The following is a 17,123-nucleotide window of genomic DNA, read 5'->3' on the forward strand; positions in this document are numbered from 1 at the left end:
CGACGCCGAAGAGCGGGCCGGCGAGCTGGCATGAAATGAAAAGCCTTGCGCAACAATATGATTGCCTGCTAGTCGACCTGGACGGAACGGTCTTCCGCGGCGCGCAGCCCACCGACGGCGCGGTGCAATCTTTGAACGAGGTCAACAGCCGCAAGCTGTACGTGACCAACAACGCCTCCCGCAGCGCCGACGAGGTGGCGTTGCACCTGCGTGAGCTCGGCTTCACCGCCACCGCCTCGGACGTCGTCACCAGCGCGCAGAGTGCGGCGCGGCTGCTGGCCGGCGAATTGCCGCCGGAGGCCCGCGTGCTGATCGTGGGCACCGACGCGCTGGCCAACGAGATCGCCGCCGTCGGGCTGCGCCCGGTGCGCCTGTATGACGACGACCCCGTCGCCGTCGTGCAGGGCCTGTCCACCACCATCTGCTGGCCGGACCTAGCCGAGGCCACCCTGGCCATCCGCGCCGGCGCGCTGTGGGTGGCGGCCAACGTCGACCCCACCCTGCCCACCGAGCGCGGCCTGCTGCCCGGGAACGGATCGTTCGTGGCCGCGCTGCGGGCCGCCACCGGCGCCGAACCGCGGGTCGCGGGCAAACCCGCGCCGCGACTGCTGCTGGACGCGGTGGCCCGCGGCGACTGCCGCGCGCCCCTGGTCATCGGCGACCGGCTGGACACCGACATCGAGGGCGCCAACGCCGCCGAACTGCCCAGCCTGATGGTGCTCACCGGGGTCAACACCGCGCGCGACGCCGTGTACGCCGAACCCGCCCGCCGGCCCACCTACATCGCCAACGACCTGCGCGCGCTGCATCAGGACGGCGAGCTGCTCGCGGTGGGGCCGCAGCCGGGCTGGCACGTCGACGTCGGGGATGAGGCGGTGACGGTCAGCGCCAACGGCGCCGACGAGGGGGACGGGCTCTCGGTCGTCCGGGCCGTCGCGAGCGCGGTGTGGGGCGCTCGGCCCGCCCGGCCCTTGCGCATCGAGGCCGCCGACGCGCGCGCCCGCGAGGCGCTGCACCGCTGGTCTCTGGACTAGCGTAGGAACGCGATGACTATCGATCCCGATCAGCTTCGCGCTGAAATTGACGCCCTGATGGCCCAGTTGCCCGAGCCGGACACCGAACACCAGCTGTCGCTCGCCGAGCTCGAGGAGATCGCGCGCCGCCTTTCCGAGGCGCACGACGTGCTGCTGCGGGCGCTGGAGTCGGCGGAGAAGGGCTGAGTGCGGCCGTGGCACGGCGTGCCCGTGTCGACGCCGAGCTCGTCCGCCGCGGGCTGGCGCGATCCCGCCAGCAGGCCGCGGAGTTGATCGGCGCCGGCAAGGTGAGCATCGACGGCATGCCGGCGCGCAAGCCCGGCACCGCCGTCGACGTCACCACAGCCCTGACCGTCGCCGGCGAGGGCGAGCGCGGCTGGGTGTCGCGCGGGGCGCACAAGCTCATCGGCGCGCTGGACGCCTTCGGCATTCCCGTTGTGGGCCGCCGCTGCCTGGACGCGGGCGCGTCGACGGGCGGGTTCACCGAGGTCCTGCTGGATCGCGGGGCCGCCGAGGTGGTGGCCGCGGACGTCGGGTACGGCCAGCTGGCCTGGTCGCTGCGCTGCGATCCGCGGGTGGTCGTCGTCGAGCGGACCAACGCCCGCGAACTCACCCCCGACGCGATCGGCGGGCCGGTCGACCTGGTGGTGGCCGACCTGTCGTTCATCTCGCTGGCCACCGTGTTACCCGCGCTGAGTGGATGCGCTTGGCCGAGCGCGGATATCGTTCCCATGGTGAAGCCGCAGTTTGAGGTGGGCAGGGGCCAGGTCGGCGCCGGCGGGGTCGTCCACGACCCCGGCCTGCGCGCCGACGCGGTGCTGGGGGTCGCGCGGCGCGCCGGCGAGCTGGGCTGGCACGCCGTCGACGTCACCGCCAGCTTGCTGCCGGGCCCGTCGGGCAATGTCGAATACTTCTTGTGGCTGCGCGCCGAGACCGATCGGGGGCTATCTGCTGATGGGCTGGTGGATGCGGTGCGCCGCGCCGTGGAAGAGGGCCCGCAATGACCGCTGAACGCACCGTACTGCTGGTGGTCCACACCGGCCGCGAGGAAGCGACCGAAACGGCGCGCCGCGTTCAGAAAGTGCTGGGCGACAACGGAATTGCGCTGCGCCTGCTGTCCGCCGAGGCCGTCGACAGGGGACCGTTGCACCTGGCCCCCGACGACATGCGGGCCATGGGCGTCGAAATCGAGGTGGTCGACGCCGACCCGCGGGCGGCCGACGGCTGCGAACTGGTACTCGTGCTCGGCGGCGACGGCACCTTCCTGCGGGCGGCCGAATTCGCCCGCAACGCCGGGATTCCGGTGCTGGGCGTCAACCTGGGCCGGATCGGCTTCCTGGCCGAGGCCGAAGCCGAGGCCATCGACCGCGTGCTGGATCACGTGGTGGCCCGCGACTACCGGGTCGAGAACCGCCTGACGCTGGATATCGCGGTGTGCGACAAAGGCCGCGTCATCCAACACGGGTGGGCGCTCAACGAGGTCAGCCTGGAGAAGGGCCCGCGGCTGGGCGTGCTCGGCGTGGTCGTCGAAGTCGACGGCCGCCCGGTGTCGGCGTTCGGCTGCGACGGCGTGCTGGTGTCGACGCCGACCGGCTCCACCGCCTACGCGTTCTCGGCCGGCGGCCCGGTGCTGTGGCCCGACGTGGAGGCAATCCTGGTGGTACCCAACAACGCTCACGCCTTGTTCAGCCGGCCCATGGTCACCAGTCCGGAGGCCACCATCGCTATCGAAACCGAGGCCGGCGGCCACGACGCCCTGGTGTTCTGCGACGGCCGCCGCGAAATTCTGGTACCCGCCGGGAGCCGGATCGAGGTGACCCGCTGCGACACCCCGGTCAAGTGGGCGCGGCTGGACAGCGCGCCGTTCGCCGACCGCTTGGTGCGCAAATTCCGGTTGCCGGTGACCGGTTGGCGCGGAAAGTAACGGCGCTGGCACGGTGCTCACTGAAATCCGCATCGAGTCGCTGGGTGCCATCAGCGCCGCGGTCGGGGAGTTCGGCCGCGGCCTGACGGTGCTGACCGGCGAGACCGGCACCGGCAAGACGATGGTGGTGACCGGGCTGCATCTGCTCGGCGGGGGCCGCGCCGACGCGAACCGGGTCCGGTCCGGGGCCGACCGCGCGGTCATCGAGGGCCGTTTCACCACAAGCGATCTCGACGAGGCGACGGCGGCGCACCTGGACCGGATGCTCGACGCGTCGGGGGCCGAGCGCGACGAGGACGGCAGCGTGATCGCGCTGCGTTCGGTCAGCCGCGACGGGCCTTCGCGGGCATATCTGGGTGGGCGCAGCGTGCCCGCCAAGTCGCTGGGCGACTTCACCACCGAGCTGCTCACCCTGCACGGGCAAAACGACCAGCTGCGGCTCATGCGCCCCGAGGAGCAGCGCGGCGCGCTGGACCGGTTCGCGGGCACCGGTCCGGCGTTGGAGCGTTACCGCAAACTGCGCGAGGCGTGGCTGACGGCGCGGCGCGACCTCATCGACCGCCGCGACCGGGCCCGCGAGCTCGCCCAGGAGGCCGACCGGTTGAAGTTCGCCCTCAACGAGATCGACACCGTCGACCCGCAACCCGGGGAAGACGACGCGCTGGTCGCCGACGTCCTGCGCCTCTCCGAGCTGGACACGTTGCGCGAGGCCGCCGCCACGGCGCGCGCCGCGTTGTCGGCCGACGACGGCGACGGGCTCGCCCAAGGCGCGATCGACAGCCTGGGAAAGGCAAGGGCCGCACTCGAATCGACCGACGACGCGACGCTGCGGGCGTTGGCCGGCCAGATCGCCGAGGCGCTGACGGTGGCCGACGACGCGGCACACGAGCTCGGCGGCTTCCTGGACGAGCTGCCGGTCGACGCCAGCGCGCTGGAATCCAAGCTGGCCCGTCAGGCCCAGCTGCGCACGCTGACCCGCAAGTACGCCGCCGACGTCGACGGGGTGCTGCGGTGGGCGCACGAATCGCGCGAACGGCTGGCGCAACTCGACGTGTCCGAAGAGGCCATCACCGCGCTGCAACGCCGGGTCGACGAGCTGGCACGCGAATTATGCGACGCCGCAGTCGATCTCAGCCAGGTTCGGCGCAAAGCCGCCAAGCGGCTGGCCAAAGCGGTGACCGCGGAGCTGTCCGGGCTGGCGATGGCCGACGCCGAATTCACCATCGACGTGACCACCGACGTCGCGACCGGGCAGGACGATCCCGCCACGCTCGAGCTGCCGTCGGGCGAGCTCGCCCGGGCCGGCGGCGACGGCATCGACCAGGTCGAGTTCGGCTTCGCCGCGCACCGCGGCATGACCGTGCTGCCCCTGGCCAAGAACGCGTCGGGTGGTGAGTTGTCCCGGGTGATGCTGGCGCTGGAGGTGGTGCTGGCCGCGTCCGCGGCGGGCACAACGATGGTGTTCGACGAGGTCGACGCCGGCGTCGGCGGCCGGGCCGCAGTGCAGATCGGGCGGCGGCTGGCGCGGCTGGCCCGCACCCACCAGGTCATCGTCGTCACGCACCTGCCGCAGGTCGCCGCGTACGCCGACGTGCAGCTGGTGGTGCACAGCGCCGGACCCAAGGGAACCAGCGTGGTGCGGCGCGCGACCGGCGAAGACCGGGTTGCCGAGTTGGCGCGGATGCTGGCGGGCCTGGGTGACTCCGACAGCGCCCGCGCCCACGCCCGCGAACTGCTCGAAACCGCTCAGAACGACAAGAACTAGGCCCGTCGCGAGCTGGGGCACACCCCACCACTCGCGAGCGTGCGTGTCTGTACGCCGACACGCCGCAAACCCCGTACAACTGCGCACCCTCGGCGCGACCAACCCGTAATGACCCTGTGACAGTTGTGACTCTAGATAACTTCTGAGGCTGGTGTTACGGCGCGCCTCCACGCGTCATCCGTAGTTCACCGACAGAATCGCCCCCATGAAGATGTCAGGGCTGCTATCGCGTAACACGTCCCGGCCGGGCCTGACCGGCACCGCGCGGGTCGACCGCAACATCGACCGCCTGCTGCGCAGGGTTTGTCCCGGCGACATCGTGGTCCTCGACATCCTGGATCTGGACCGCATCACCGCGGACGCGCTCGTGGAAGCCGACATCGCCGCCGTCGTCAACGCGTCACCCTCGGTCTCGGGCCGCTACCCGAACCTAGGCCCCGAGGTGCTGGTCAACAACGGGGTGACCCTCATCGACGAGACCGGACCCGACGTCTTCAAGAAGATCAAGGACGGCGCCAAGATTCGCCTCCACGAGGGCGGCGTGTATTCCGGAGACCGCCGGCTCGTCCGCGGCACCGAGCGCACCGACCACGACATCGCCGACCTGATGCGGGAGGCCAAGAGCGGCCTGGCCGCCCACCTGGAGGCGTTCGCCGGCAACACGATCGAGTTCATCAAGAGCGAGAGCCCGCTGTTGATCGACGGCATCGGCATCCCCGACATAGACATCGACCTGCGCCGCCGGCACGTGGTGATCGTGGCCGACGAGCCCAGCGCCGAGGACGAGCTGCGCTCCCTCAAGCCGTTCATCAAGGAGTACCAGCCGGTGCTCATCGGTGTCTGCACGGGCGCGGATGTGTTGCGCAAGAACGGTTATCGACCCCAGATCATCGTCGGCGACCCCGACCAGATCAGCACCGAAACCCTCAAGTGCGGTGCCCACGTCGTGCTGCCCGCCGACGCCGACGGCCACGCGCCCGGCCTGGAACGGATTCAGGACCTCGGCGTCGGGGCGATGACCTTCCCGGGCGCCGGCTCGGCGGTCGACCTGGCCCTGCTGCTGGCCGACCACCACGGCGCCGCGTTGCTCGTGACGGCCGGCCACACCGCCAACATCGAGACGTTCTTCGACCGCACCCGCACCCAAAGCAACCCCTCGACGTTCTTGACCAGGCTTCGGGTGGGGGAGAAGGTGGTGGACGCCAAGGCCGTTGCGACCTTGTACCGCAACCACATTTCGGGGGGCGCCATCGCGTTGCTGGCGATGACGATGCTGATCGCCGTCATCGTCGCGCTGTGGGTGTCCCGCACCGACGGCGTGGTGCTGCACTGGATGACCCACTACTGGAACCACTTCAGCGTCTGGGTACAGCACCTGATCACGTAGTTATTCAAGGACGGTGCGTTAAATGATCTCGTTACGCCAACACGCGTTATCCCTGGCCGCGGTCTTCTTGGCGCTGGCCGTGGGAGTCGTGCTGGGCTCCGGATTCCTGTCGGACACCCTGCTGTCCAGCTTGCGTGACGAGAAGCGCGACCTTTACACACAGATCAGCGGGCTCAACGACCAAAAGAACGCGATGAACGAAAAGCTCGCCGCCGCAAACAATTTCGATAACCAACTGGTCGGCCGGATAGTGCACGACGCCCTCGGCGGCAAATCGGTGGTGGTGTTCCGCACGCCGGATGCCAGAGACGACGACGTCGCCACGGTCTCGAAATTCATCGGCCAGGCCGGCGGGACGGTCACCGGAACGGTGTCGCTGACGCAGGAGTTCGTCGACGCCAACTCCGCGGAGAAGCTGCGGACGGTGGTGAACTCGTCGATCCTGCCCGCCGGTCAGCAGCTGAGCACCAAGCTCGTCGACCAGGGTTCGCAGGGCGGCGACCTGCTCGGGATCGCCATGCTGATCAACGCCAACCCGGCCACCCCGCCCGTCGACGACGCCCAGCGCGACACCGTGCTGGCCTCGTTGCGCGACACCGGCTTCATCACCTACCAGCCCGCCGACCACATCGGGGCGGCCAACGCCGCGCTCGTCGTCACCGGCGGCGCGTTGCCCCAAGACGCCGGCAATCAGGGCGTCAGCGTGGCCCGGTTCTCCGCCGCGATGGCGCCGCACGGCTCGGGCACCCTGCTGGCGGGCCGTGACGGTTCGGCGACGGGGGGCGCCGCGGTCGCCGTGGCCCGCGCCGACGCCGGCATGTCGTCGGCGATCAGCACCGTCGACGACACCGACGCCGCGCCGGGGCGGATCACCGCGGTCCTGGGCCTGCACGATCTGATCAACGGCGGCCACGTCGGGCAGTACGGCACCGGCCACGGGGCCACCTCGATCACCGTGCCCCAGTAGCGGGCGTGTTTCCCGCGACACATCGGGATGGATGTTAGGGTGGATTTCCGTGGGTCGGCAGGCCCATCTAGTTAATTGCTAGACAAAATCCAAGCCCTGCCCGTCTTCACGGAGGTCGCCAGTGCGCAAGCACCCGCAAACCGCCACCAAGCACCTCTTCGTCAGCGGTGGGGTCGCTTCGTCGCTCGGCAAGGGGCTCACCGCGAGCAGCCTGGGGCAGCTACTGACGGCCCGCGGGTTGCACGTGACGATGCAAAAGCTCGACCCGTACCTCAACGTCGACCCGGGCACGATGAACCCGTTCCAGCACGGCGAGGTGTTCGTCACCGAGGACGGCGCCGAGACCGACCTCGACGTCGGCCATTACGAGCGGTTCCTGGATCGTGACCTGTCCGGCTCGGCGAATGTGACTACCGGGCAAGTGTATTCGACCGTCATCGCCAAGGAACGGCGCGGCGAGTACCTCGGTGACACCGTCCAGGTGATCCCGCACATCACCGACGAGATCAAGCGGCGCATCCGGGCCATGGCCGAGCCGGACGCCGACGGGCATCGCCCGGACGTCGTCATCACCGAAATCGGCGGCACCGTGGGCGATATCGAGTCGCAGCCCTTCCTGGAGGCGGCGCGGCAGGTGCGTCACGACCTCGGCCGGGAAAACGTGTTCTTCCTGCACGTGTCGCTGGTGCCCTACCTGGCCCCCTCGGGGGAGCTCAAGACCAAGCCCACCCAGCACTCGGTGGCCGCGCTGCGCAGCATCGGTATCACCCCGGACGCGCTGATCCTGCGCTGCGACCGCGACGTCCCCGAGCCGCTGAAGAACAAGATCGCGCTGAGTTGCGACGTCGACATCGACGGCGTCATCTCCACCCCCGACGCGCCGTCGATCTACGACATCCCCAAGGTGTTGCACCGCGAGGAACTCGACGCGTTCGTGGTGCGCCGCCTCAACCTGCCCTTCCGCGACGTGGACTGGACCGAATGGGACGACCTGCTGCGCAGGGTCCACGAACCACACGAGACGGTGCGAATCGCGTTGGTGGGCAAGTACGTCGAGCTTTCCGACGCCTACCTGTCGGTCACCGAGGCGCTGCGCGCCGGCGGGTTCAAGCACCACGCCAAGGTCGAAATGGTGTGGGTGCCCTCCGACGACTGCGCGAACGCCGCCGACGCCGCCACCGCGCTGAGCGACGTGCACGGGGTGCTGATCCCCGGCGGTTTCGGCATCCGCGGCATCGAGGGCAAGATCGGCGCCATCCGCCACGCCCGCGGGCGCGGGCTGCCGGTGCTGGGCCTGTGCCTCGGGCTGCAGTGCATCGTGATCGAGGCCGCGCGCTCGGCCGGTCTCACGGAGGCCAACTCGGCCGAATTCGAGCCGGGCACACCGGATCCCGTCATTTCCACGATGGCCGATCAGGAGCAGATCGTCGCCGGTGAGGCCGACCTCGGCGGCACCATGCGGCTCGGGGCCTACCCGGCGGTTCTGGAGCCGGATTCGATTGTGGCCCAGGCGTATGGCGATACCGAGGTGTCCGAACGCCACCGGCACCGCTACGAGGTCAACAACGCCTACCGCGAACGGATCGCCGAAAGCGGACTGCTTTTCTCGGGGACCTCGCCCGACGGCCACCTCGTCGAGTTCGTCGAATACCCGCCCGACGTGCACCCGTTCATCGTCGGCACCCAGGCCCACCCCGAGCTCAAGAGCCGGCCCACCCGGCCGCACCCGCTTTTCGTCGCGTTCGTCGGCGCGGCCCTCGACTACAAGGCGGGCGAGCAGCTGCCGGTGGAAATCCCCGAGCAGTCGTCCAACGGCAACCAGCACCGAGACAGCGTTGCGCGGCCGCTACCCGAGCCCGCGGCTCGTGGCTGAACACGTCTTCGAGACGGCGTCATCCGAAACGCTGTACACCGGAAAGATTTTCGCGCTGCGCCGCGACCAGGTCCGGATGCCCGGCGGCAAGCTCGTCACCCGGGAAGTGGTCGAGCACTTCGGCGCGGTGGCCGTGGTCGCGATGGACGACGACGGCAACATCCCGATGGTCTATCAGTACCGGCACGCGTTCGGCCGGCGGCTGTGGGAGCTGCCCGCCGGGCTGCTCGACGTCGGCGGCGAGCCTCCGCAGCTGACCGCCGCCCGGGAGCTCCACGAGGAGGCCGGGCTGCAGGCCGACACCTGGCGGGTGCTCGTCGACCTCGACTCCACGCCCGGTTTCAGCGACGAATCGGTGCGCGTCTACCTGGCCACCGGGCTCACCGAGGTGGACCGCCCCGAAGCGCACGACGAAGAGGCCGACATGACGCTCGAGTGGTATCCGCTCGCGGAGGCCACCCGCAGGGTGCTCAGCGGCGATATCGTCAATGCCATTGCCGTTGCCGGGATTTTGGCCGCCCACGCGGTGACCGAAGGGATCGCGGAGGCGCGCCCGCCGGACAGCCCATGGATCGACAAGCCGACCGCGTTCGCCGCGCGGAAGGCCGCGCAATGACGGCGGTGGCGCTGGACACGCAACTGCAGGGCTATCTCGACCACCTGACCATCGAGCGGGGCGTGGCGAAAAACACGCTGAGCTCCTATCGCCGCGACCTGCGCCGCTACAGCAAGCACCTGTCCGACCGCGGAATTCACGATCTGGCCAAGGTCGGCGAGGACGACGTCAGCGAGTTCCTGGTGGCGCTGCGCCGCGGCGACCCCGAAGCCGGGGCGGTGGCGCTGTCGGCGGTGTCGGCGGCGCGGGCGCTGATCGCGGTGCGCGGCCTGCACCGGTTCGCCGCCGCCGAAGGCCTCGCCGAACTGGACGTCGCGCGGGCCGTCCGGCCGCCGACGCCCGGCCGTCGGCTCCCCAAGAGCCTGACGATCGACGAGGTGCTGGCGCTGCTGGAAGGCGCCGGCGGTGACGGCCCGAGCGACGGCCCGCTGACGCTGCGCAACCGCGCGCTGCTGGAGTTGTTGTACTCCACCGGATCTCGGATCTCCGAGGCCGTCGGCCTCGACGTCGACGACATCGACACCGAGGCCAGGTCCGTGCTGCTGCGCGGCAAGGGCGGCAAGCAGCGGCTGGTGCCCGTGGGGCGCCCCGCCGTGCAGACGCTGGACGCGTACCTGGTGCGCGGCCGGCCCGATCTGGCGCGCCGCGGCCGCGCGACGCCGGCCATCTTCCTCAACGCGCGCGGCGGCCGGTTGTCGCGGCAAAGCGCGTGGCAGGTGCTGCAGGACGCCGCCGAGCGAGCCGGCATCACGTCGGGCGTGTCGCCGCACATGCTGCGGCATTCCTTCGCCACCCACCTGCTGGAGGGCGGCGCGGACGTCCGTGTCGTGCAGGAGTTATTGGGGCACGCCTCCGTGACCACGACGCAGATCTACACGCTGGTCACCGTGCACGCGCTGCGCGAGGTGTGGGCGGGCGCCCACCCGCGAGCCCAATAGTTGGCGCGAGCAGACGCAAAAGCCCCCATTTCGTGTCGAAATGAGGGGCTTTTGCGTCTGCTCGCGGGGGAAACCTAGCCCAGGTATTCCGACTCCAGCACCAGGTCGGGCACCGTCGACTGGTATTCGAGGTGCGCCTTGTGTTCGACGGTGTTCCACAGCTTGCCCTGCTGCTGGCTCATGTATTCGCGGTACTTCGGCGCGCCGGGAATCCTGACGTTGTCGGCTACCACGACGGCGCCCGGGTGCAGCCAGCCCCGATCCACGATGCTCATCAGGTCGTCCAGGTAGGCGTCCTTGTCGTGATCCAGGAACACGAAATCCAATGCACCGGGAGCGAATCCGTGCTCGTTGGCCAGCGTGTCCAGGGTGCGCCCGCCGTCGCCGATGGTGCCGACGACACACGTCACCCGGTCGGCCACACCGGCGTGCTCCCAGATCTTTCGGGCGTTGGCGGCGTTGGCCTCGGCGAGCTCGACGGAATACACCTTGGCGGCCGGAGCGGCGCGGGCGATCCGCAGCGCGCCGTAGCCGCAGTACGTGCCCAGCTCGAGCGCCAGCGCCGGATCGGCCCGCCGCACCCCCGCGTCGAGCAGCAGCCCCTTCTCGTCGCCGACGTTGATCAGCATCGACTTCTCGTAGGCGAACTTGTCGATGGTGGCCAGCACGTCGTCGATGTCGCCGGCTCGGGCGTTCTTGAGGACGTATTCGACGGCGGCCGCCTCGCGCCCGTCGCCGAACTGGCCCGTGGTGGTGAGGTTGCGCGCGCCGGTGGCCATCCGCCACACCGACCACCGGAGGATAGGCAGTCGTCGCTTGAGGTTCATGAACAACCACGATAGTGCGGTCCGCAAAGTGCTAGCGGATGCGATGGCACTTTTGCGATCCAGCCATGACCTTACCAATGTTGCTGGTGTGACTGAAGTTGACTCCCCTTACGGATGGGTGGCCCCATCTGCGATTTCCGCTCATATTGGCTGGTGACTTGCCTGCGGGTCGCCCGGGTTTGATGCGCGAAGCCGTTAGACTTCCCTGCGATGTTCACCTCTCGAACACGCCGGGCGTGATGACCGAGCACCCGGACGACGGCGTCGAGATCGGCTTGACGGGACGCCCCCCGCGGGCGATCCCCGAGCCGGCGCCGCGCACCTCGCACGGCCCCGCCAAGGTCGTCGCGATGTGCAACCAGAAGGGCGGCGTCGGGAAGACCACGTCGACGATCAACCTGGGCGCCGCGCTCGCCGAGTACGGCCGGCGGGTGTTGCTGGTGGACATGGACCCGCAGGGCGCCCTGTCCGCGGGCCTGGGCGTGCCGCACTATGAGCTGGAGAGGACCATCCACAACGTGCTGGTGGAACCGCGGATGTCGATCGACGACGTGCTGCTGTCCACCCGGATCAAGCACATGGACCTGGTGCCCAGCAACATCGACCTGTCGGCCGCCGAGATCCAGCTGGTCAACGAGGTGGGCCGCGAGCAGACCCTGGGCAGGGCGCTGCACCCGGTGCTGGACCGCTACGACTACGTGCTGATCGACTGCCAGCCGTCGCTGGGCCTGCTCACCGTCAACGGCCTGGCCTGCTCGGACGGCGTGGTGATCCCGACCGAGTGTGAGTTCTTCTCCCTGCGCGGCCTGGCGCTGCTCACCGACACCGTCGACAAGGTCCGCGACCGGCTCAACTCGAAGCTGGAGATCAGCGGCATCCTGCTCACCCGTTACGACCCGCGCACCGTCAACGCGCGCGAGGTGATGGCCCGCGTTGTGCAGCGGTTCGGGGACCTGGTGTTCGACACCGTGATCACCCGGACCGTCCGGTTCCCGGAGACAAGCGTGGCGGGCGAACCGATCACCACGTGGGCGCCCCGATCGACCGGCGCCATCGCCTACCGCGCGCTGGCCCGCGAGTTCATCCACCGATTCGGCGCGTGAACGGAACCGCCAACGGTCAGAGCCCAGCCAAGAACGGCTTCCAGGTCCGCCTGACCAACTTCGAGGGGCCGTTCGATCTGCTGCTGCAGCTCATCTTCGCCCATCGCCTCGACGTCACCGAGGTGGCGCTGCATCAGGTCACCGACGACTTCATCGCCTACACCCGCGAGATCGGTTCCCAGCTGGGGCTCGAGGAGACCACGGCCTTCCTGGTGATCGCCGCGACGCTGCTCGACCTCAAGGCCGCGCGCCTGCTGCCGGCCGGGCAGGTCGACGACGACGAGGACCTGGCGCTACTGGAGGTGCGCGACCTGCTGTTCGCCCGACTGCTGCAGTACCGGGCGTTCAAGCACGTCGCGGAGATGTTCGCCGAGCTGGAGGCCGCCGCGCTGCGCAGCTATCCGCGCGCGGTGTCGCTGGAGGACCGGTTCACCGAACTGCTCCCCGAGGTGATGCTCGGCGTCGACGCCGAACGGTTCGCCCAGATCGCCGCGGTCGCGTTCACCCCGCGCCCGGTTCCGACGGTGGCCGTCGGGCATTTGCTTGACGCCAGTGTCTCGGTTCCCGAGCAGGCCGGGAAGCTGCTGGCAATCCTGGAGGCCCGGGGCAGCGGCCACTGGGCGACGTTTTCCGAGCTCGTCGCCGACTGCCAGGCGCCGATGGAGGTCGTCGGGCGCTTCCTTGCGCTGCTCGAGCTGTATCGGACCCGGACGGTAGCATTCGACCAGTCAGAGCCGCTTGGCGTGCTCCAAATTTCGTGGACCGGGGAACGGCCGACCAGCGAGGCCCTGGTAGAAGTGCGGGACGAATGACTCGCGCCGGCGACGATGCAGAGCGCAGCGATGAGGAGGAGCGGCGCCGATGACCGAAGAGCTGCCCGAAGAGCTGCCCGAAATCGATCTGGGGATCGATATCGCCGAGGCGGCGCCGATGGATGCCGAGGAACTCGGCTCAGTGCTGGAGGCGCTGCTGCTAGTGGTCGACACCCCGGTCACCGCCGAGGGGCTGGCCGCGGCCACGCAGCAACCCGTCTACCGGATCGCGGCCAAGCTGCAGCAGATGGCCGAGGAGCTCACCGAACGCGACAGCGGAATCGATCTGCGGCAAAACAGCGAGGGCTGGCGGATGTACACCCGCGCCCGATACGCGCCCTACGTGGAGAAGCTGCTGCTGGACGGCGCGCGATCCAAGCTCACCCGGGCCGCCCTGGAGACGCTGGCCGTGGTCGCCTACCGCCAGCCCGTGACGCGCGCGCGGGTCAGCGCGGTGCGCGGCGTCAATGTCGACGCCGTCATGCGCACCCTGCTGGCGCGCGGCTTGATCACCGAGGCCGGCGTCGACGACGACACCGGCGCGACGACGTTCGCCACCACCGATCTGTTCTTGGAGCGCCTGGGGTTGACGTCGCTTGCCGACCTTCCCGACATCGCGCCGCTGCTTCCCGACGTCGACACGATCGAGGACCTGACCGAATCCCTGGACAGCGAGCCACGTTTCATCAAACTCGCGGGCGGTTCGGCGTCCGAGCAGTCGCTGTCCTTCGATGTGGACAAGGATTGATGGCCGAAACTGAAGGGGTTCGCCTACAAAAAGTCTTGTCCCAGGCTGGAATTGCCTCGCGGCGGGCGGCCGAGAAGCTGATCATCGACGGCCGCGTCGAGGTGGACGGGCAGGTGGTGACCGAGCTGGGCACCCGGGTCGACCCGGACGCCTCGGTGATCCGCGTCGACGGGGCCAGGGTGGTCGTCGACGACTCGCTGGTGTACCTGGCGCTGAACAAGCCACGCGGCATGCACTCGACCATGTCCGACGACCGTGGCCGGCCGTGCATCGGCGACCTGATCGAGCGCCGAGTCCGCGGCAACAAGAACCTCTTTCACGTCGGGCGGCTGGACGCCGACACCGAGGGGCTGATCCTGCTGACCAACGACGGCGAGCTGGCGCACCGGTTGATGCATCCGTCCCACGAGGTGCCCAAGACGTACCTGGCGACGGTGGCGGGGACGGTGCCGCGCGGGGTGGGCAAGAGGCTGCGGGCCGGGATCCAGCTGGACGACGGGGTTGCGCGGGTCGACGACTTCGCGGTGGTGGACGCCATCCCGGGCAAGACGTTGGTGCGCTTGACATTACACGAAGGACGCAACCGCATCGTGCGCCGGCTGCTGGGCGCCGCCGGCTTCCCGGTGGAGGCGCTGGTGCGCACCGACATCGGCGCGGTGTCGCTGGGCGAGCAGCGCCCGGGCAGCATCCGGGCTTTAAGGCGCGACGAGATCGGGCAACTGTACAAGGCGGTCGGCCTGTGAGTGCTGTAGTTGTCGCCATCGACGGCCCGGCGGGCACCGGAAAGTCCTCGGTGTCAAAGGGTTTGGCCCGCGCGCTTGGGGCTCGCTACCTGGACACCGGGGCGATGTACCGGATCGTGACGCTGGCGGTGTTGCGCGCCGGGGTCGATCCGGACGATGCCGAGGCCGTCGAGGCGATCGCGTCGACGGTGCAGCTGTCGGTCAGCTACTACCCCGACGGCAACGGCTGTTACCTTGCCGCGGAGGATGTTTCGACCGAGATCCGCGGCGACGAGGTCACCCGGGCGGTCTCGGCGGTGTCGTCGGTCCCCACCGTGCGCGCCCGGCTGGTGGAGCTGCAGCGGGCCATGGCCGAGGGCTCGGGCAGCGTCGTCGTCGAGGGCAGGGACATCGGAACCGTGGTGTTGCCCGACGCGCCCATCAAGATCTTCCTCACCGCCTCGGCCGAAACCCGGGCCAGGCGCCGCAACGACCAAAACGTCGCGTCGGGTCTGGCCGACGACTATGAGGGCGTGCTGGCCGACGTGCGCCGCCGCGACCATCTCGATTCCACCCGGGCGGTGTCGCCGCTGCGCGCGGCCCCCGACGCGGTGGTCGTCGACACGAGCGACATGATCGAGGCGCAGGTGATCGCCCACCTGCTCGAGCTGGTGCGGCAGAAAAGTGGGGCGGTGCGATGACTCAGGACGGCACCTGGGCCGACGAAAGCGATTGGGAGCTCACCGATTCCGGCCTGGAGGACGCCGACGAGGGCGGCCCGGCGCCCGTTGTCGCGGTGGTGGGCCGGCCCAACGTCGGCAAGTCGACCCTGGTCAACCGGATCCTGGGCCGGCGCGAGGCGGTGGTGCAGGACATCCCCGGCGTGACGCGTGACCGCGTCTCCTACGACGCGCTGTGGACCGGGCGGCGGTTCGTCGTGCAGGACACGGGGGGATGGGAGCCCGATGCCAAGGGCCTGCAGCAGCTGGTGGCCGAGCAGGCGTCGGTGGCCATGCGCACCGCCGACGCGGTGATCCTGGTGGTCGACGCGACCGTCGGCGCGACCGCGGCCGACGAGGCCGCCGCGCGCATCCTGCTGCGCTCGGGCAAGCCGGTCTTCTTGGCCGCCAACAAGGTTGACAGCGAGCGGGGCGAGGCCGACGCCGCGGCGCTGTGGTCGCTGGGGCTCGGTGAGCCGCATGCGATCAGCGCGATGCACGGCCGTGGTGTCGCGGATCTGCTCGACGAGGTGCTGGCCGCGCTGCCCGAGGTGTCCGAGGCGGCGCCGGCGGCGGGCGGTCCGCGGCGGGTGGCGCTGGTCGGCAAGCCCAACGTGGGCAAGAGTTCGTTGCTGAACAAGCTTGCGGGAGACCAGCGTTCGGTGGTGCACGAGGTCGCCGGGACGACGGTGGATCCGGTGGATTCGCTCATCGAATTGGGCGGCAAGGTCTGGCGGTTCGTGGACACCGCGGGTCTGCGGCGGAAGGTCGGCCAGGCCAGCGGGCACGAGTTCTACGCGTCGGTGCGCACCCACTCGGCCATCGATGCGGCAGAGGTGGTGGTCGTGTTGATAGACGCGTCGCAGTCGCTGACCGAGCAGGATCAGCGGGTGCTGTCGATGGTGATCGAGGCCGGCCGCGCGCTGGTGCTGGCATTCAACAAGTGGGACCTGGTCGACGAGGACCGCCTCGATTTGCTGGAGCGAGAGATCGACCGCGAACTGGCGCAGCTGCGCTGGGCGCAGCGGGTCAACATCTCCGCCAAGACGGGCCGCGCCGTGCAGAAGCTGGTGCCGGCCATGGAGACCGCGCTGGCGTCCTGGGACGCCCGGATCTCCACCGGCCAGCTGAACACCTGGATCAAGGAGGTGGTGGCGGCGACGCCACCCCCGGTGCGCGGGGGCAAGCAGCCGCGCATCCTGTTCGCCACCCAGGCCACCGCCCGGCCGCCGACGTTCGTGCTGTTCACCACCGGCTTCCTCGAGGCCGGCTACCGACGCTTCCTGGAGCGGCGGCTGCGCGAGACGTTCGGGTTCGAGGGAAGCCCTATCCGGATCAACGTGCGGGTGCGCGAAAAGCGGGGAGCCAAGCGCCGCTGAGCGCTTCAGTGTGCACTCACGCATTTGCGTGTGCACTCACGCATTCCGGTGTGAACCCACAGCGGAAATCCGGCGATTTTTCCGCCCTCAGCACACACTCAAGGCCCAGGATTCACACTCATCGCTCCCGCGAGGCCATGGCGGGGTGGCCTGGTGGGCTGCGGTAGGCTGTCGACCTGCTGCCGGTGATTCAGGCGGCATCCGGGCTGTGGCGCAGTTTGGTAGCGCACTTGACTGGGGGTCAAGTGGTCGCAGGTTCAAATCCTGTCAGCCCGACCGCAGAAATCCGCTCTGACCTGCACGGATGCT

The 17,123-nt window shown here is 69.6% G+C and carries 17 protein-coding genes and 1 tRNA gene; 17 read left to right on the forward strand and 1 reads right to left on the reverse strand.

Annotation, left to right across the window (positions count from 1 at the left end; genetic code table 11):
- Positions 1–35: 35 nt before the first annotated feature.
- The 10 genes from JWP83_RS10225 (at position 36) to xerD (ending at position 10,504) form a co-directional block, all read left to right on the forward strand.
- On the forward strand, positions 36–1,034 hold the full coding sequence (locus JWP83_RS10225) for an HAD-IIA family hydrolase (protein WP_297729658.1): 999 nt from the start codon (positions 36–38) through the stop codon (positions 1,032–1,034).
- Between the two features lie 12 nt (positions 1,035–1,046).
- Complete coding sequence (locus JWP83_RS10230) at positions 1,047–1,220, forward strand: hypothetical protein (RefSeq protein ID WP_297729613.1); 174 nt, start codon at positions 1,047–1,049, stop codon at positions 1,218–1,220.
- Between the two features lie 8 nt (positions 1,221–1,228).
- A complete protein-coding gene (locus JWP83_RS10235; protein ID WP_297729615.1) occupies positions 1,229–2,038 on the forward strand; it encodes a TlyA family RNA methyltransferase in 810 nt (269 codons plus the stop codon).
- Complete coding sequence (locus JWP83_RS10240; protein WP_297729617.1) at positions 2,035–2,958, forward strand: NAD kinase; 924 nt, start codon at positions 2,035–2,037, stop codon at positions 2,956–2,958. Before JWP83_RS10235 ends, JWP83_RS10240 begins: the two co-directional genes overlap by 4 nt.
- Before the next feature lie 13 nt (positions 2,959–2,971).
- Positions 2,972–4,723: a DNA repair protein RecN gene (gene recN, locus JWP83_RS10245; protein ID WP_297729619.1), complete on the forward strand. Its 1,752-nt coding sequence runs from the start codon at positions 2,972–2,974 to the stop codon at positions 4,721–4,723.
- A gap of 205 nt (positions 4,724–4,928) precedes the next feature.
- Entirely contained in the window at positions 4,929–6,110 is a 1,182-nt protein-coding gene (gene steA, locus JWP83_RS10250; RefSeq protein WP_297729621.1) for a putative cytokinetic ring protein SteA, read from the forward strand.
- Between the two features lie 22 nt (positions 6,111–6,132).
- Positions 6,133–7,077, forward strand: a complete 945-nt coding sequence (locus JWP83_RS10255) for a copper transporter (protein ID WP_297729623.1) — start codon at positions 6,133–6,135, stop codon at positions 7,075–7,077.
- 121 nt (positions 7,078–7,198) lie between these two features.
- The gene (locus tag JWP83_RS10260; protein WP_297729626.1) at positions 7,199–8,950 is read left to right on the forward strand and encodes a CTP synthase; all 1,752 of its coding nucleotides are present in this window, start codon (positions 7,199–7,201) and stop codon (positions 8,948–8,950) included.
- Positions 8,943–9,566 (forward strand): NUDIX hydrolase, encoded by a 624-nt coding sequence (locus JWP83_RS10265; protein ID WP_297729629.1) that lies wholly within the window; start codon positions 8,943–8,945, stop codon positions 9,564–9,566. The genes JWP83_RS10260 and JWP83_RS10265 overlap by 8 nt, the downstream gene beginning before the upstream one ends.
- Positions 9,563–10,504, forward strand: coding sequence for a site-specific tyrosine recombinase XerD (gene xerD, locus JWP83_RS10270; protein WP_297729633.1), 942 nt, complete (start codon positions 9,563–9,565; stop codon positions 10,502–10,504). Before JWP83_RS10265 ends, xerD begins: the two co-directional genes overlap by 4 nt.
- 74 nt (positions 10,505–10,578) lie before the next feature.
- Here the strand turns inward: xerD and JWP83_RS10275 are convergent, their stop codons facing one another.
- Positions 10,579–11,331: an O-methyltransferase gene (locus JWP83_RS10275; protein ID WP_297729635.1), complete on the reverse strand. Its 753-nt coding sequence runs from the start codon at positions 11,329–11,331 to the stop codon at positions 10,579–10,581.
- Between the two features lie 239 nt (positions 11,332–11,570).
- Between JWP83_RS10275 and JWP83_RS10280 the strand changes: the two genes are divergently transcribed.
- From JWP83_RS10280 to JWP83_RS10310, 7 genes are all read left to right on the forward strand, one after another.
- Positions 11,571–12,434, forward strand: a complete 864-nt coding sequence (locus tag JWP83_RS10280) for a ParA family protein (protein ID WP_297729638.1) — start codon at positions 11,571–11,573, stop codon at positions 12,432–12,434.
- Positions 12,431–13,246: a segregation/condensation protein A gene (locus JWP83_RS10285; RefSeq protein ID WP_297729642.1), complete on the forward strand. Its 816-nt coding sequence runs from the start codon at positions 12,431–12,433 to the stop codon at positions 13,244–13,246. The genes JWP83_RS10280 and JWP83_RS10285 overlap by 4 nt, the downstream gene beginning before the upstream one ends.
- Positions 13,247–13,295: 49 nt before the next feature.
- A complete protein-coding gene (gene scpB / locus JWP83_RS10290; RefSeq protein WP_297729645.1) occupies positions 13,296–13,994 on the forward strand; it encodes an SMC-Scp complex subunit ScpB in 699 nt (232 codons plus the stop codon).
- Positions 13,994–14,737, forward strand: coding sequence for a pseudouridine synthase (locus tag JWP83_RS10295; RefSeq protein WP_297729649.1), 744 nt, complete (start codon positions 13,994–13,996; stop codon positions 14,735–14,737). The genes scpB and JWP83_RS10295 overlap by 1 nt, the downstream gene beginning before the upstream one ends.
- Positions 14,734–15,417 (forward strand): (d)CMP kinase, encoded by a 684-nt coding sequence (cmk, locus tag JWP83_RS10300; protein WP_297729652.1) that lies wholly within the window; start codon positions 14,734–14,736, stop codon positions 15,415–15,417. The genes JWP83_RS10295 and cmk overlap by 4 nt, the downstream gene beginning before the upstream one ends.
- Positions 15,414–16,814, forward strand: a complete 1,401-nt coding sequence (gene der / locus JWP83_RS10305; protein WP_297729655.1) for a ribosome biogenesis GTPase Der — start codon at positions 15,414–15,416, stop codon at positions 16,812–16,814. The genes cmk and der overlap by 4 nt, the downstream gene beginning before the upstream one ends.
- Before the next feature lie 202 nt (positions 16,815–17,016).
- Positions 17,017–17,090, forward strand: a tRNA-Pro gene (locus tag JWP83_RS10310).
- Positions 17,091–17,123 lie beyond the last annotated feature (33 nt).

This window comes from Mycobacterium sp., from assembly GCF_025965855.1.
GTDB lineage: Bacteria > Actinomycetota > Actinomycetes > Mycobacteriales > Mycobacteriaceae > Mycobacterium.

Excerpts from the sequence above, each read along its gene's own strand:
- xerD (WP_297729633.1), top strand. The coding sequence starts at position 9,563 with ATGACGGCGGTGGCGCTGGACACGCAACTGCAGGGCTATCTCGACCAC.
- JWP83_RS10295 (WP_297729649.1), top strand. The coding sequence starts at position 13,994 with ATGGCCGAAACTGAAGGGGTTCGCCTACAAAAAGTCTTGTCCCAGGCT.
- JWP83_RS10225 (WP_297729658.1), top strand. The coding sequence starts at position 36 with ATGAAAAGCCTTGCGCAACAATATGATTGCCTGCTAGTCGACCTGGAC.
- der (WP_297729655.1), top strand. The coding sequence starts at position 15,414 with ATGACTCAGGACGGCACCTGGGCCGACGAAAGCGATTGGGAGCTCACC.
- JWP83_RS10255 (WP_297729623.1), top strand. The coding sequence starts at position 6,133 with ATGATCTCGTTACGCCAACACGCGTTATCCCTGGCCGCGGTCTTCTTG.
- steA (WP_297729621.1), top strand. The coding sequence starts at position 4,929 with ATGAAGATGTCAGGGCTGCTATCGCGTAACACGTCCCGGCCGGGCCTG.
- JWP83_RS10240 (WP_297729617.1), top strand. The coding sequence starts at position 2,035 with ATGACCGCTGAACGCACCGTACTGCTGGTGGTCCACACCGGCCGCGAG.
- JWP83_RS10230 (WP_297729613.1), top strand. The coding sequence starts at position 1,047 with ATGACTATCGATCCCGATCAGCTTCGCGCTGAAATTGACGCCCTGATG.
- JWP83_RS10280 (WP_297729638.1), top strand. The coding sequence starts at position 11,571 with ATGACCGAGCACCCGGACGACGGCGTCGAGATCGGCTTGACGGGACGC.
- JWP83_RS10275 (WP_297729635.1), bottom strand. The coding sequence starts at position 11,331 with ATGAACCTCAAGCGACGACTGCCTATCCTCCGGTGGTCGGTGTGGCGG.
- scpB (WP_297729645.1), top strand. The coding sequence starts at position 13,296 with ATGACCGAAGAGCTGCCCGAAGAGCTGCCCGAAATCGATCTGGGGATC.